The sequence below is a fragment of the Haloferax elongans ATCC BAA-1513 genome (assembly GCF_000336755.1).
In the GTDB taxonomy this organism is placed as follows: domain Archaea; phylum Halobacteriota; class Halobacteria; order Halobacteriales; family Haloferacaceae; genus Haloferax; species Haloferax elongans.
Map to the genome: position 1 here is coordinate 90,485 of NZ_AOLK01000005.1, position 15,752 is coordinate 106,236.

General features: G+C 55.6%; 12 protein-coding genes and 3 pseudogenes. 10 read left to right on the forward strand and 5 right to left on the reverse strand.

Annotated elements, in window-relative coordinates:
• Nucleotides 1-39: 39 nt before the first annotated feature.
• The gene (locus tag C453_RS01240) at nucleotides 40-1,278 is read right to left on the reverse strand and encodes an orc1/cdc6 family replication initiation protein (RefSeq protein WP_008322170.1); all 1,239 of its coding nucleotides are present in this window, start codon (nucleotides 1,276-1,278) and stop codon (nucleotides 40-42) included.
• A 1,158-nt stretch (nucleotides 1,279-2,436) separates the two neighbouring features.
• Here C453_RS01240 and tnpA point away from each other — a divergent pair.
• Nucleotides 2,437-2,826, forward strand: a complete 390-nt coding sequence (tnpA, locus tag C453_RS01245) for an IS200/IS605 family transposase (protein ID WP_008322171.1) — start codon at nucleotides 2,437-2,439, stop codon at nucleotides 2,824-2,826.
• Nucleotides 2,823-4,058: an RNA-guided endonuclease InsQ/TnpB family protein gene (locus tag C453_RS01250; protein ID WP_008322172.1), complete on the forward strand. Its 1,236-nt coding sequence runs from the start codon at nucleotides 2,823-2,825 to the stop codon at nucleotides 4,056-4,058. Before tnpA ends, C453_RS01250 begins: the two co-directional genes overlap by 4 nt.
• 114 nt (nucleotides 4,059-4,172) lie before the next feature.
• On the opposite strand, the gene C453_RS01255 is transcribed toward C453_RS01250, so the two are convergent.
• Nucleotides 4,173-5,570 carry an ATP-binding protein gene (locus C453_RS01255; protein WP_008322173.1) on the reverse strand — a complete coding sequence of 466 codons (1,398 nt, stop codon included), beginning with the start codon at nucleotides 5,568-5,570 and terminating at the stop codon, nucleotides 4,173-4,175.
• Between the two features lie 494 nt (nucleotides 5,571-6,064).
• Here C453_RS01255 and C453_RS01260 point away from each other — a divergent pair, with 494 nt between their 5' ends.
• Together C453_RS01260 and C453_RS01265 are read left to right on the forward strand one after the other, a co-directional pair.
• On the forward strand, nucleotides 6,065-6,940 hold the full coding sequence (locus C453_RS01260; RefSeq protein WP_008322174.1) for a ParA family protein: 876 nt from the start codon (nucleotides 6,065-6,067) through the stop codon (nucleotides 6,938-6,940).
• A complete protein-coding gene (locus tag C453_RS01265; RefSeq protein WP_008322175.1) occupies nucleotides 6,937-7,344 on the forward strand; it encodes a hypothetical protein in 408 nt (135 codons plus the stop codon). Before C453_RS01260 ends, C453_RS01265 begins: the two co-directional genes overlap by 4 nt.
• Before the next feature lie 14 nt (nucleotides 7,345-7,358).
• Here the strand turns inward: C453_RS01265 and C453_RS01270 are convergent, their stop codons facing one another.
• Complete coding sequence (locus C453_RS01270) at nucleotides 7,359-8,015, reverse strand: hypothetical protein (protein WP_008322176.1); 657 nt, start codon at nucleotides 8,013-8,015, stop codon at nucleotides 7,359-7,361.
• Between the two features lie 257 nt (nucleotides 8,016-8,272).
• Between C453_RS01270 and C453_RS20785 the strand changes: the two genes are divergently transcribed.
• Nucleotides 8,273-9,742: a DUF7827 domain-containing protein gene (locus C453_RS20785; RefSeq protein ID WP_008322177.1), complete on the forward strand. Its 1,470-nt coding sequence runs from the start codon at nucleotides 8,273-8,275 to the stop codon at nucleotides 9,740-9,742.
• A 194-nt stretch (nucleotides 9,743-9,936) separates the two neighbouring features.
• On the forward strand, nucleotides 9,937-10,713 hold the full coding sequence (locus tag C453_RS20790) for a BGTF surface domain-containing protein (RefSeq protein WP_008322179.1): 777 nt from the start codon (nucleotides 9,937-9,939) through the stop codon (nucleotides 10,711-10,713).
• A 257-nt stretch (nucleotides 10,714-10,970) separates the two neighbouring features.
• Here the strand turns inward: C453_RS20790 and C453_RS01285 are convergent, their stop codons facing one another.
• Nucleotides 10,971-13,121 (reverse strand): NERD domain-containing protein, encoded by a 2,151-nt coding sequence (locus C453_RS01285; protein ID WP_049907403.1) that lies wholly within the window; start codon nucleotides 13,119-13,121, stop codon nucleotides 10,971-10,973.
• 255 nt (nucleotides 13,122-13,376) lie between these two features.
• Between C453_RS01285 and C453_RS01290 the strand changes: the two genes are divergently transcribed.
• Together C453_RS01290 and C453_RS01295 are read left to right on the forward strand one after the other, a co-directional pair.
• Complete coding sequence (locus tag C453_RS01290) at nucleotides 13,377-14,054, forward strand: IS6 family transposase (RefSeq protein ID WP_008322181.1); 678 nt, start codon at nucleotides 13,377-13,379, stop codon at nucleotides 14,052-14,054.
• A gap of 34 nt (nucleotides 14,055-14,088) precedes the next feature.
• A complete protein-coding gene (locus C453_RS01295; RefSeq protein WP_152417985.1) occupies nucleotides 14,089-14,838 on the forward strand; it encodes a hypothetical protein in 750 nt (249 codons plus the stop codon).
• Nucleotides 14,839-14,896: 58 nt separating this feature from the next.
• On the opposite strand, the pseudogene C453_RS20620 reads toward C453_RS01295, so the two are convergent.
• Nucleotides 14,897-15,112 (reverse strand): annotated as a pseudogene (locus C453_RS20620) (DUF7558 family protein); the annotation flags it as partial.
• A gap of 130 nt (nucleotides 15,113-15,242) precedes the next feature.
• Between C453_RS20620 and C453_RS01300 the strand changes: the two are divergent.
• Nucleotides 15,243-15,455: pseudogene (locus C453_RS01300) on the forward strand (IS5/IS1182 family transposase); the annotation flags it as partial.
• Nucleotides 15,456-15,550: 95 nt separating this feature from the next.
• Nucleotides 15,551-15,752, forward strand: a pseudogene (locus C453_RS19415) (IS5/IS1182 family transposase); the annotation flags it as partial.

The following is a 15,752-nucleotide window of genomic DNA, read 5'->3' on the forward strand; positions in this document are numbered from 1 at the left end:
CAGTGTCAAACGAGAAGCAGCAGAACCCACAAGAGAATGTCACATCGGCGCGAACTCTTCACCGGAGTCGGGGAGATACTCGATGATACTGCGGTGGGCGCCGAAGTCACTGATAATCGTCTGGAGTGCGTCGACGACGGTTGCGATGTCGCGATTGAGTTGGTGTTCGCGATACGTACCGCCGTCCTGTCCGCGGTGTTCCATCGCCGAGAGCGTCAGGTTGAGAATCTCGAAGTCAGAAAGGAAACTTCGCATGCGGCGTGCCGTCCGTGGGTCTCGATTCTGGAACTCGCAGAGTTCTTTGTACCGTTGATACACCACGCGTGAGCGCGCAGGCGTTGCGTTTTCAGCCGCGAGGGTGGTCAGCGCATAGAGGGTGAGTTGCTCGTGTTCGGTGAGGTCCCGCATGATATCCATGCTCTGTTGGGCCTCGAGTTTCTCCTGGGCGCGTTCGACGTGGTCGGTCGTCACTGCTTCGGCATTCTCGGTGCGAGCGAGGTCACCGGCTTTCCGGAGAAGAGTGATCGCTCGTCGTGCATCCCCACCATCTTGGCGCCCGAGGGCCGCACAAAGTGGAATTACCCCATCCTCGAGCGCGCTCTGGTGGAACGCGATGTCGGCCCGTTGGTCGAGGACCTTCTGGAGTTCTTCAGTTCCGTATGGGGGAAACGAGATCTCGGTTTCACAGAGAGACGACTGCACCTTTGCGTCGAGCTGTTCACGGAACGTCGAATCATTACTGATCCCGATCAACCCGAGTTGGATATTCTCGATGTACCCATTGTTGTCCGCGCGCGTGATCTGATAGAGGAAAGTGTCGTCAGTAATGTGGTCGATCTCGTCGAGGACGATGATCACGGTCCCCGAGAGTTTGTTCAATTCGTTCCATAGGAGACGGTAGACCTTCGACTGGGGGTGACCAGTTTCGGCGATATGGTGTTCAGGATCACGGAGCGTATTCACGAGACTGATCGCCGCCTGGTAACTCGTGCTCAGTCCATCACAATTCAACGAGATTACAGACAGGTCAACGTCGAAGTGTGCTGCCGAGTCCTGCAATTCATTCAATAAAAAGTTCGTGACGGCCGTCTTCCCAACACCCGTCTTCCCATAAATGAAGATATTGTCGGGGTACTCACCGTTGATGATCGGCTGCAACGCCGCCTCGTACTCCTCGATTTCGTTGTCTCGACCAACGATATCGTCTGGGACGTACTCCACTTTGAGCGTATTTCGTCGTTTGTAGAGCGTATCGTCCGGCTGAAAGCGAGGAGTCATATGTACGCGAGTGAGTCACCAAGGAATCATAATTGTTTCGACCACCATTTCCGCTATTTCCAGTATAACCACCACGTAGTGGCTGTTCCACTATACAGTTCAGACCCCACCATTTCCAGTATAGTGCGAACCAGCCGATTTAGCTATCTCGTGGTCACAACACGGCGGATTCGAGAGACAATACACCTCTCACACCCCACCGTTTCCAGTAATGGTGGGATCACTCCCTTGCGATACAGCACCCCACTATTTCCAGTAAACGAGGGAAATCTCGTCTCGAGTTGTCACGAGAATCACACACCACCCGGTTCCAGTATTTCCAGTATACGGTTCTTTATAAATAGAACCCGTACCATCGTTTCCAGTATAAATCCGGCGCGACAAAATCGACAGCCGTCGTCGGGGGAGTGGTCACAGACGGGTCGGAACACCCCCTCCCCATTATTTCCAGTAAAGAACCGCGCAAGGGTAGGCACCTTCACAGAGAGAACTATAAATAACGGGAAAGTTTATATTGATGGCGGGAAAGCTAGTCCGTAGGAGACCTAGGCGAAAGTTTGTGTGGTGCTGTTTTGGTATGGAAATATGTTCAGCGGTAGCTGCGGAGTGCTTCGGCGCCTGTTTTACTGGAAATAGTGGGGGGAGAGGGGTGCGATCAACACCGCCTCCGTGAAACATGTACGTGTATTAGTGGAAATGGTGGGGTCTGACGCTCGTCAGACGTCTGCACTCAACTGTTGTTAACCAACACAAACCTCCCGCCCGTGTTGTGTTGGTTAATCCTTTTTCGAGTACACCTGTGTTTCTGTCCACTCCTTGTTGCCGTCAGTGAGTTTCTCAGGGAAGGCTTGGACCCCGCCACGTTGAACGAGGGCCGCCAACACCACTGTTTCCAGTAATACGGCTGCCTCTGTCGGGGTTGTTGTAGGAAGTCGTCCACAGCGCCAAAGCGGACAGCCACAACTGCGTCGTAGGTCACTGACTTTCGTCAGCTGGACCTTTGTATTTCGACTTGATACATAGTGCGAGCGCATACCCGCGTCTTCAGGCGCGGGTCAAGCGGACAATAGCGTACACAACCACCGACGATAGCACGGCTGGATTTCCCACCGTGTACGATGGTTTTTAGACACCACAAAGACATAGTGTGTAGTTCGGATGAAGACCACACGGCACGCAACGTACAACCTCAACTACCACATAGTGTGGATACCGAAGTACCGTCGGTCGGTACTCGTCGGTGACGTTGCGACTCGTGTGCGAGACATCCTCCACGAAATAGCCGACGAGAAAGGGTTGGAGATTATCGACCTCACCGTCCAACCAGACCACATTCACCTGTTCGTCAGTAGCCCGCCGAAACACGCCCCGTCACTTCTCGCCAACTGGTTCAAAGGCATCAGTTCGCGGAAATACAACCATCGCCACGCCGACCACGACGGCGAGAAAATCAAGTGGACGCGAGGCTACTACGCAGGCACGGCGGGCCACGTTTCGAGTGAGACTGTCGAGAAGTACATCCAGCGTCACGAGGAGGACGAACAGTGACCGAACTCACCGAGACGCTGGAACTGAAGCTCGTGGAACCGAACGCCCACAAGCATCGGAAACTCTGTGAGACGAAACAGGCGTACCAAGACGCCCTTGAAGCCGCGTTCAACGCTAACTGTACCACACAGTCGGCGGCGAACGACGTGGTTGTCAACTACGACCTGAGTGGGTACGCGAAGAACGCGCTCAAGAAGTACGTCCCACAACTCTGTGGTGGAAGCTACGACGCGAAGGAGCTTCACGACGACCACCCCGTTCGGTTCACGAACGAAGGCCCGAAGCTCGACCACAAGCCACAGAACGCCATCGAGTGGTACGTCAAAATCCCGCACCACGACGACTACCACCTCTGGTTGCCCGCGCAACCGAATCCCGAACAGCGGGAGTGGTTGGAAGCGTTGCACGCGGGGGACGCGAAGATGGGCAAATGTCGGTTGTTCGACCGTGACGGCGAATGGTACTTCCACATCGTCGCCACGCGAGACGTGGAGGAGCGAGAAACCAGTTCGGCGGAGACGCCGATTGGGGTAGACATCGGGGAAGCCTCTTTGTTAACGGTGTGTCACCGTGACGAGCGCGGCTCCCCGACTGCTCCCAACCTCTGGAACGACGAAGGCAAGGCGGTTCGACAACTCCGTGAGACGTACTTCACGGCGACCCGACGCCTTCAGCAACGCGGAAGCGAACGTATCGCTGAATCCTACGGTGACGAGCTGTGGCGGCACATTGACCACATCCTTCACACGGTCACGTCAGAGGTCGTCGCCTACGCCGACCAATTCGAGAACCCCGTGTTGGTACTCGAAGACTTGACTCACATCCGTGAGAACATGGATTACGGCGCGTTCATGAACCGTCGCCTTCACGGATGGGGATTTGCGAAGATGCACGCTCAGATTCGCTACAAGGCGGCTGAGAAAGGGATTCGTGTGGAGACAGTGAACCCCTCGTATACCTCGAAGACGTGCCACTGTTGCGGAGAGACGGGCTACCGTCCGAAGCAGGCGACGTTCAAGTGTTCCAACTCGGCGTGTTGGGTTTCGGAGTACCAAGCAGACGTTAACGCCGCGCTCAATATTGCAGACCGCTACCTCAGCGGAGAGAGCCATTCAAGAGAACACACGAGTGGCGATGACTCGGCTGAGGAAGGGGGACGTTTGACCGTCCCACAAGACAGCCAAGCCGATGCTGACACCCAGCAAGAGACGCTTGGAACGTACGCGTCTTGAAACCTTAGGGCCGCGCTCGGCCTGAAATTCCATGGTGGGATTCCCGCGACTTTAGGCGCGGGAGGAGGTCAAACAGAACTAGGCTCGGGAGGGGGTCAGGCGCTAGGTATCTTGTCAGTCTCGTTCAGGCGATAGCAATTTGTCAATCTCCGTGAGGTCTAACAGAGACCACTTTTCGGAGAGATCATCTTCGAGACCATCGACGAATCCACTCTTCGAGAAGAGCGCGAAGCGCTCCTCTCGGTCGCCTAGCCCCCACCGAACGTTCGCTGCCTTCGCCCGGAGGCTTTCAACGAGTGCTTCGCCGACGGGTTCTGACGTCCACTTACACTCCGCGAGTAGGAGCCGGTCGTCGTCCGGTGCGAGACCGACGATATCGATTTCATCTTCGCCGTACCACCAGCGGCCGACCGCCGAGTATGGGTCGAAAGTCCCCCGCCGAATACCTTCCCAGACGGCTTCTTGGCACACGTCTTCGAATGTAGTAGCGACGTGAGTCGGCAGGTCAGGCGCAATTGTCCCGTCGTATACGACTTCCGGTGCCTCTTCGATACTGGAGCGATTCGGCTCGACGTACCGGAACCAGAATCGAAGAAACTCATCCGCAACATGGTACCGTGACCGCTTCGACTTCTTTCCTGACGCGGTCACAGGGACTTCCCGGTCGATCAGTCGGAGGCGTCGAAGTGTCTGCAGATACTTCGATAGTGGGCCCGAATCGATTCCCGTCGCACCGGAGATCTCGTTCGGCGTCGTGTGTCCCAGTGCTACTGCTTCGAGGATACTCATGTACCGGGCTGGCGTCCGGAGTTCCGTCCGAAGCAAGAACTCTGGCTCGTTGTACAATACCGCTGTCGGCGACAGGATTTGAGACTGGACGTTCTCCGAGAGAGAGGATTCGTAGTCGAACAGGGTGAGGTACAGTGGTGTGCCACCGGTAATCGCGTACGAACGAATCGCGTCTGTAGTATCGTACCCGATGGCCTCACGCGCCTGTTTGAAGGAGAATGGCTGTACATCGAGTTGTGCCGTACGCCGTCCGTACAACGGACTCTCGTGTCCAAGAACCTCTGACTCCATCGTGCTCACACTTGACCCACAGAGCACCAGCATCGACTCTGTCTCTTGGAGTTGTTCATCGACGAACCCCTGCAGGTAGGAGGGAACAGAGCCGTTTTCTTCAACGAGATACGGGAACTCGTCGATGACAACTACCAGATCTTCGGCGTGAAGCTTCTCTCCAAGGTACGCAAAGGCCTCGTCCCAGTCGTCAATCCGTGGGACGCGTTCGTCGAAATAGGCTGCGAGCTTCTCGACGAATTTCTCACGCTGCCGATGCTCGGCTTCTTGAGCCGCAAGAAAGTAGATGTGTGGTCGGTCAGCACAGAACTCCTTCAGTAGCGCCGTTTTTCCGACACGGCGGCGACCGTAAACGACGGCGAAATCAGATCCCGGAGACTCGAACGCAGAAGCAAGCGCGTCCAACTCATCTACCCGGTTATAGAAGGTCATACTCTAAATAATGATTACTACGATAATGACTTATCTGTTTCGGGAACCCCTCAGACAGGATTTCTGAGCTTGCTCGATTTCTTCGCCACAGTCTGGGCATCATCCAAGCGCTGCCGGATCGGTTGTCACAGCCGAGCTGTTTGACTGAACGACACTCATTACGTGTGTTCATGAATGTTGTTCATCGATATTGTTCACTCCAAATGTTCATTGGGATGGGGGGGGAAGGACGTCAGATCAGAGTTCACAGAAGACGTTAAGATTGCAGTTGTGGCTACTCTGATGTGCATCATCACCCGTTTATGCATTTGTTCATTGACTATGTTCATTCCAGATGTTCATTGACTGTGTCTACAGAAAATGTTCATTGGCTATGTTCACAGCAAATGTTCATTGGTTGTGTTCATTAGAACAATTCATGAATGAACAAAATTGATGAATGGGGTGAGCACACTCACAGAAGATTCAAGGTGAATGTAATTCATGAACACAGTATGCTCACGTATTCGACCTACAGTGAGGCGGGTGGGGTCGGTAAAACGACCACCGCGGCAAACCTCGCTGTCGCACACGCCCGTGCAGGACTAAAACCGCTCGTCGTCCCACTCGACCCACAGGACGGAGACCTCTCGCGACTCTTTGGTGTCGATGACCAGCGAACAGAGTCAGTCGATAACGTGGTTCGCCACATGATTCGCCGCCCGAATGGGGATTTCAATGATCTCATTCAGACTGTAGAGGGCGTCGATATCGTCCCCGAGCACAATATGCTCTCAGATCTGGCCGAGTTTTTGCAGCGTGAGAAGGACCAAGCAGAGGCCATGGGTGAGGCATTCGGAATGCATGCCCAGTTGCTCCGTGTGCTCCGTGAGGCGGGCGTCCCGGACGAATACGATGTCCTCATCTGTGACCCCCCAGCAACTGAGGGACCACATCTCTACAATGCGATTCACGCGACTCGGTCACTCGTGATCCCTGTCGAGCCGAGTGCAAAAGGCCGTGCAGCGGTCGAAGGCCTCGAAGCACTTGTCGCAGGGTTCGAAGACCAACTCGGGATCGACGTTGGCGTCCTTGCTGCAGTCCCAACAGGCTTCAAAAATACTCGCGACCAGCGAACAATCTTAGACGAGATCAATTACCCAATCCCGGAGATAATCAGCGAACGGGCGTCTCTCATGGAGGGCTGTTGGATGGAGCAATGCTCGGCGTTTAGCTACGTTCGCGACCACCGCTCTCGTCGACGCGACTACGAGATTGAGACGCTCGCACAGTTCGACCGACTCGCGAGATATCTCGAAAAACAGGTTGGCCTCGAAGCACCCAATCCACCAGAACCCGGCGACGTAGACCACGAGGTGCTAACTGTATGACGGGGATGAAGAAGGGAGCTGGTGAAGACCCATTCGCAGACGACTCGCCTGCCGAGTCGACATCCACGACGCCCCAACCGGTGCAGGAACACCCGGCTGAGAATGACGATCCTGCACCACCACAAGATGATGAGCGTGATTCGCAACAGTCTCAGCAGCAATTCCAGATCCCATACAAATTCCGTCGTGACGGCGTCCAAGATGGCCGTGACCGAGTCCCGCTGTTCTTGCAGAAGGACACAAAAGTCGCAGAGCGGGACGCACTCCACGAACTCGAAGACAAGTTCGAAGAAAATGTCTCACTGACCGACCTTCGTGAAGCGTTAGTGAAAGTGGGGTTACAGCATCTCGACGAAGCGGAAGTGTGTCTCGAGGAGTGGGGCTACGGGATGACGTTTGACTAGCGGCCCAATCGATCTCACGACTCTTCGTCCGTTACACTGGAAGCCGTTTTCACAAGGGAGAGCGTCCCGGTGTCTGATTTAACGAGTGTGCATTCAGACGGGAACGCTTCGGCGAAGAACGTCATCAATTGAGTGGGGTCGCCATGTATTCGCTCGTCGTTCAATGCCTGTCTTGCTATCGTTCCAGTCGGGAGCGATTCAAAGAGTTCTCGGAGGCCAACCCCTGCCGGCACTTTTGCGCGACCTGTGCGAGTTGAATACCGTCGGTCAGGTGTGTTTTCATACACGTCGCGGGAGAGAATCCAGGTTGTCCCATCGGAGCGCTCTTCGACCACTACAGACTCAAACACCGTCGCAACCCGCTCACCTAACTCGTGGAGTATCAGATCGAGTATTGACCGATCTAGCGATGTCTGCAAGCGGTTCTTCTTTGAGAAGTCCATCTCGGAGAGGATGGCTCGATTTTCCTCGATAAAGAGACGGGCAGCAGCGACTTCATCACCAGCAATGTATGTTACGCGCGTGAACTTCCCCTTGGATGTTTTCGCAGCGTGTCCCTGCGTCCCTTGCACGTCAATCTGGCGAACAGTCATTCGCTCTTCGTAGTTGAGGTTGCTTAGGTCAATCCCGGTTTGAGGGCCCTCAAGAAGCTTATCGTACCATTTGGTCACACCGTGTCTTAACCAATGACTGACTCAAATGACTATCGCACTCTGGTGTCATACCAAAAACATTTTTCGTGTGATTATATTGCTAATATTACATTCCAAATCCGAAGTAATTACACAAAGTATTTACCACCGACCTACTGTTTCCGACATGTACCCCTACCCAAGGTGAAATCAGCGAGTAACCCCACGCCCTGACCTACCCCTGGGCGTATTCGGGACGAAAGCTGCTTCGCCGCTTGCAGAAACATCTCTAAACAATGACACGTAATAAACAGATTCGCGCAGTCCTGCTCGCTGCGCTGATGGTCTTCTCGGTCTTTGCCGGGTCCATCGCGTTCACGGGCAGTGCCGCTGCTGCGAGCTCTGACCTTACCTACCAGACCGGTAGCGCCGTTCACTTCTATAACGGCTCTAACGCGGTCATTGAAGTATCGTTTAACGACAAAGTCAACGCCTCGAGCCTGACCACGGGTAACTTCTCGGTCGCCGACGACGGGTCGGACCTGAGCGGTTACTCGGTCTACCAGACCTCCGACGGTCGTGTCCTTCTCGACCTCGGCGCTGGTGAAGACTCCATTGTCAAGTCCAACGACCTCGAGCTGACGCTCTCGGAGAACATCGAGAACTCCACGGGCAGCAGCATCTCGAACGCTGGCACGTACGACATCACGTACGCTGCAGCCACGCTCGACGAGGGCGACTCTGACTTCTCGGTCTACAAGGGTTCGACGGTCGCTGTCAACGCGACGAAGGTTAACGCCGACGTGGTTGTTGAAGACAACGACGACGACGTCAACTACTTCAAGGACGGTTCCACCGGCACGAACAGCACGGTCTACCTCCTTGACACGTCCGACCTCGAGACTGTTGACTACTCGGTCGACGTCAACGGTTCCACCACGAACATCACGGTCCGCGACCTCGGTCTCGAGGCATCCCTCGACGACCTCGACGTCACGGACGAAGACTCGATTGACGGCTCGGTCTCGGCAAACGCCGACAGCCGCGACGTCAAAGTCAAGCTCCTCGACGCTGGCGACGACGAAGTCGCCAACCAGTCCCTGACCCTCGACGGCCAGGGTGACGCTGACTTCTCGTTCAGCTCCCAGGACGCCGGTAACTACTCCGTTGAAGTGACGGACCTCGACACGGGTGCAGTCGTCTCGACTGACACCGTTGTGGTCTCGAAGGCAAAGGACTCCACGTCCAACTTCGGTACCTCCGTCGTCACCGAACAGGTTGGCGACATCGCTGAGATCACCGTGACCATGGAAGGCACGGACGAAGTCGACGTCATGATCGGCGGCGACAGCCTCGGTTACACCGCGAACGCAACCGTCGAAGACGGTAACGACGACGGCGAGGTTATCCTCCTGTTCAACACGTACGCACCGAACAAGACGAGCTCCTTCGATGTTGACGACAGCGACGACGACGTCATCATCAAGCAGTCCAACATCACGACGGACATCCCAGCTGGTGAAGTCCTCGACGCTGGTGACTACGACCTCGAAGTCTCGACGAGCGACGACAGCGCCGACAACGTCGGCACGCTCGTCCTCGAAGAACGCAGCACGACGTCTCAGAAGATCTGGACGGCCCCGACGGGCGCAGACCTCACTGAGACCGAAGACGTCTACGACGCCATCGACAACGGCAACCTGACGGAATCCGACGCTGTCGCCAACGGCGACTTCGTCGTCCAGCAGNGGCGCAGACCTCACTGAGACCGAAGACGTCTACGACGCCATCGACAACGGCAACCTGACGGAATCCGACGCTGTCGCCAACGGCGACTTCGTCGTCCAGCAGGTTTCCGCTACGGGTCTCGAAGGCGCATTCGACGCGAAGGACTTCGACACCCTCACGGGTATGGAGTTCAACGTCACCGTCGAGCAGACCAACCCTGGTCCGAACCGCGATGAGAAGGTTCTGGGCATCAACAGCTCCAGCGCCACGGTCATCNGTCATCGCTGACGGCGACAACGACACGTACTTCATCGCCTACGACCTCGACGACGTCTCGTCCTCGCGTACGGACTACTACGACAACGGCTCCGACCAGTTCGCTGTTGAAGACGACGACGCATTCGAGGCGACGTTCACCGTCCTCGAAGACGGCAACCTGACGGACGTTGAAGACGGCGAGTCCGCCTCCGCAGAGTACGAAGTTGTCGAGCCGACGCTCGACTTTGACCAGGACGAGTTCGGTGTCGAGACGGCTGCTGAGCAGACCATCTCCGGTACGGCTTCGGTCGCACCCGGTACGTCGCTCACCGTCCGCGTGAAGTCCGACGGCGACACCCAGCCGCGCTTCCTGAAGACCTCGACGGCCTACGTCCAGGCTGACGGAACGTTCTCGTCCGCGTTCGACTTCTCCGAGCAGAACGAGAACGACACGTTCGAAGTGACCGTCTCCGTCGACTCCGGCTCTGCTGAGGACGCCTCCGCTGACGGCGTCGTTGGTGCTGCTGCTGAGCAGACGACCAGCACGCCTGCAGAGACGACGGAAGCTACGGAAACCGCAACGGCGACGCCGACGGCAACCGCCACGGCAACCGCCACGGCAACCGCTACGGAAGCCGCGACTGAGGAACCCGCAGAAGAGACCACTGAATCCAGCACGCCTGGCTTCGGTATCGCTGTGGCCCTCGTCGCCCTCGTCGCTGCGGCACTCCTCGCAGTCCGCCGCGACTAACTCCGATAGCTAACTAACCGGGAACTTCCCGGTCCCCTCAACTTTCTTTTATCGTGCTTCCACCGGGAGCGGCAGTGCTTGCTCCAGTACTACTCGAAACTCGTCTTCAGAAAGTCTGTATCCCAGTGGTGTACTTGGGACACTTGGTCTGTGTCCGTTGGGACGCCATCAGTGCAGATGATGCCGTTGAGCGTCGCTGCCTCGAGTGGTGACTCGAAGAGATAGGTGTCGGCCTGCTTTGCCGCCGCGGCCCGAGCTCACGCGAAGTCTGTGAGATTCGTCGCCGTCAGGTTCTCTGTATCCTCTTCCAACTCGTGGTTGAGGGAACTCCGACTGGGGACCTCAAATTCGACAACTGGGGTTTCCGACGAAACAATGTCTATGATCGTGTGCAGCTCATCCATGATCCCGACCTCATCGTTGTGTGTACACCCCGTGATTGTACACCAGGCCCGCGATCGCGTGAGCGCCACGAACACTTCGTTTCGCGCCTGCACAGGCCCGCGATACGGGTTTGTGATTGCATTATTGAGCCCAACCACATACACCGAGGCAGCTTCATTTCCTTTCGCGCGATGAATTGTCGAGATCGTTACCTCACCCGGCCGCGAAAATTCAGTTTTGTCGCCTTCCCACGTACAGGTCGCCCCGAGATCATGGGCGCGCAGCAACGACTGGAGTTGCTCGCCTCGATCCGTTGCGTCCAACCCAAGCGGGATGACGAGGACACGCTCTGGAGGGAGGTCCTCCTCGCGAACATCAGCGACGACCTGTTCCACGACCCAGTCGAGTTCTGCAGCTGGATCGTCGAACGCTTCGCTCGACACGAATGGCCCAGCTGTATCAAACGTGGTGAGTGGATGTGGTGAGTTTGCTTCGGGCCGCTGCAGACGGGCGTGACTCCCTGTCTTCCGGAAGTCACCATCGACGTCATAGCCGAGGTTTTCCCAGCCGTCTTGCCGCGTGATTGCTTGAACGGGCCCCCCATCACGGAGTAGTCCCATCCCAAGGACGTGTGCAGTCAGCAGAATCTCTCGGGGTGCGCGGTAGGACTTCCGCATGATGTGGCTTTTTTGTACCCCGTTTGAATACGACCCGCTCAGGTCAACAACAGGATCGCCGTCGTCGTCAACGCCGAAAATTTCCTTGGGGCTTGGGGCACGCAAACTGTGGAGATTTTGTGCCTCGTCGTAGCCCCAAATGAGTCGGTTGGACGAGCCGAGTGCAGCGAGACACATATTGAAGAAGTACGGGCCGAAGTCCTGTGCCTCATCGACGAGAATCGCATCAAAGAGGTCTGGGATGTCGCCAGTCTCAAGCAGTTCAGCCGCCACCGCTTCTTGGAGGTCAGTGCCACGGTCGAATTCTGCACGCGCATCGGTCACCGAACGGAAGGTTGCGTTTGGTGTTGCCTCTGCAATTCGTTTGTATACACCAGGGCCAGTTGTGTGGCCACCCCACCCGTGGATGATCTCGATGGCTGCGTCACTCTCCGCCAGCGATTGGCCATTCGAGAATCGCCTGTAGAATCGTTCCGTGAGATCGGTAATATGATCGTAGAGACTCTTTGTTTGGAACGTCAGCGCGATGGTCCAGTCTTTGTGATCGACCGCCATTTTCGCTGCCTTCATCGCGAGAAGGACGGTCTTCCCGGAGCCAGCGATCCCTCGAATTTGCTGCGGTCCAGGCGGGATCCGCATGCCGATCTTTTCTTGTTTCAAATCGAACTTCGCAAGTTGACTCGTGACGTGCTCGTAGTAGTCGCGTCGAGTCTCGGGATTTTCGGGTGGCGACATACTGACATCGCTGATTGCCTGCCCGCAGCTGAGGACCGCACGTGCGGTGTCATATTCGACTGGAGTCAACGGTTCGAACGTGCGGATCGCATCGAGCTGCTCCCGGAGTGCCACTGGCGTTAATTCATCACCCAGCAGCACGCGAGGGGCGCTTGGGCCCGTAAAGCCGCGTGCCTCCCATTCCTCGCGGGTGATATTTGGAAGGACAACAAACGGATTCATCGGGATTGCGACTTGCCCACCGTCCAAGAGCTCTGGTTCGTCCATGAAGAACTTGCGGAGTGCAAAGCCCTGCCGCCGTGCCTGCTCGAGTGGTGTGGAGCGAGATTGCGACATCCCGCGCAGGTGCCACGTCTCGCCAGTGATGCGGTCAATCTGATCGATAGTGTAGCCCTTGCACTCGAGAATCACCAGCCCGAGCTCCTGATGGAAAATGACGAAGTCTGGCTTCTTGTCGAACTTCCGTCCGGTCTTATCAATAATGGGATATTGGTGATAGATGACGCCGCGGTCAGACGAATCAAACGCTTCCTTCAATCGCCCCCAGACGTCTAATTCTGCCTGTCCACCGGGATCTGTCGGAGACACAGAAGAGGCTGGCTTATACTCCATGCCACTGCAAAGAGATTATCAATTGATAAATCTAGTGAAGGACACTTTCACGCGTAGTGGAGTCTCCGTGTTGTACCTGAGTCAGGACAGAGAAAACGGGGCAAGTTCTTCGAATTCGTACCTGAAGGTGGCTTCCTGTTTTCAAATTTAGCTTACAATACTAATTTCAATATAGTCTTCATCAAGAAGAGATATATAAAATTATAATTGGCACCGTCTAGTTAAGGAACGAACAGGTCGAAGAGTGAGTGATCTATGCTACTCTCAGACCTGCTCAGAGACAGTTTAGACACCGCTACGCTTGAATGTTGGCAGCGGGAGCGGACGGCGACGCCCGTCAGGGCGTTCGCCGTCCGACTCCATGCTGCCGGTCTTTCACTCAGAGAGACAGAATCGATTCTTCGGCTATTAGGCGTAGAACGCTCGTTTCAAGCAGTTTTTCAGTGGGTACATCGACTGTCTGACAGCGTTTCAGACCCGCCGAAGGCGACGCCGAGGCGGGTCGCAGTCGACGAGACCGCTGTCAAAATCAACGGTGAGTGGTCTTGGTTGTACGCTGCAATAGACCTCGACACAAAAGTGATTTTTGACGTTGCGCTGTTCAAGCGTCATGGAACCGATCCAGCAGCTGCGTTTCTCCACGGAGTCTGTGAGAAACACGACTGTTCAGAGACAGTGTTTCTGGCTGATGCCTTTGGGTATCGGACTGCCTTCTCTCGATTAGGAGTGAACGGTCGGGTCGACTACACAGACCGAAACCTGATTGAGAAGTGGTTTCAGACGTTCAAAATGAGAGTTGACCGTTTCCACAATTCGTGGGTGGGCAGTCGGCTGAGCGTCCGCCAGTGGCTTGCAGTGTTCGTTCATTACTATAATTTTCAGCGACCGCATCAGTCGCTCAACGGACGACCGCCAGCTCAGGAGGTTAACTAGACAGTGCCCTGTAGACCATGAGGTAACGGATCGGATGCTTCAGTCGGTAAAGCGGTCCCGGAACCCGCTGTATTCAGAGGCGGCGATACTGCTCGACAGGTATCGGCGATTGATGAATTACAATCTCGATGCAACTGAGGCAAAACGACTCCTCGAGAACACCTTCGTCCGGCCGGAACAGACCGAGACGCTGTTCGAACTCTACTGGGTATTTCGCATTCTCGATTGTTACGACTCGGTTCAATTCGAACTCCTTGATGGTGGCTCGGATGTTGTAGCGTCTTGGGAAACGGCCGACTCCCGCTATGTGCTCTACCACGACTCGACAGGCAGTTCGGCGCTCTCCTTCAGGGAAAATCTCGCCGATATTGACCGTCCAAGCGAAGACGGCTACTTATTCCGGACCGTCCACGTCCTCGACCGATGGCAACAGATCGCTGATGATTTCTTCAACATCACTGGACGAGATTCTCTGTGGGGCGGACGTCCCGATATTGTCCTCGAACGTTATGACGGGGACAGTCCCAATCCAAATGCTGTATTCGTCGGTGAGGTGAAGTACACCACGAATTCTTCATATGCAGCACAAGGATTGCGCGAGCTCCTTGAGTACATGGCCTATGTACGGGCGGATGGGGAATACATGGAGGATCAAGACGATGTGCTTGATTCGAAGCAGGTCACGGGGATGCTGTTCGTTGACCACGTAAAATCTGCCGTAGGACGCACCGAATCAGAGATCACACTTCGTCAATTTGGCGACACAGTTTCAAAGCCACTGTAACGTCGAATTCCTAACTTCTAATGCCATCTCTGAGGGCGCACAGGAGCTATCACCTGAGTCACTCCGGATGAATAGCAGGTCCTGATTCGACAATATGTTCCTCGAGGTCGCGAGTCCAGTACGTTGCTGGGCTACCGGGACTACATCTCGCACACAGCTGTAGTGGGCCTTCCATGTGGCCGAGTTCGACACGGAACCGTGTGAGTGCCGCAAGCGCGTCGACGACCAGCCCACAGCTATCGCAGATGTGTTGGTTTCGGTAATCTGGATCAGGAACCGAAGCTATTCGAGTTAGCCCCTAAGTTTCATACTACATTAACAAAATTTGGCTCTGGTGAATCACTAGACGGCGGCGAATTCGTTCGTTAATTCAAAGGAGTTGAAGCGGAAGACTGTCGATGCCTATGTCGAAAATCTCCCGCTTCACGAGCAAAGCGGTCACGTTGGCTAAAAATGTTGTTGGTGACCGAGGCGAAGTCGCCGCCCCCGAAGGGGGTGGCGGCTTCGCCGACTACGCTCTCCTGTCGCTGCATTGTCTGCGGATTCACCTCGATGAGTCGTACCGCAACGCCCTCGATCTGCTGAGCGAAATGCCGCATATTTGTGGGGAGATCGGCCTNTGGTGCCATGAAACGGCTCTGGTGAATCACTAGACGGCGTCGGTTTCGACCGGTAGAATTTGGAAGATGAAGCGGGAAACCGCCGATGCTCTATGTCGAAAATTTCCCGCTTCACGAAGAAGGCGGTCACGTTAGCTAAAAATGTTGTTGGTGACCGAGGCGAAGTCGCCGCCCCCGAAGGGGGTGGCGGCTTCGCCGACTACGCTCTCCTGTCGCTGCATTGTCTGCGGATTTACCTCGATGAGTCGTACCGCAACGCCCTCGATCTGCTGAGCGAAATGCCGCATATTTGTG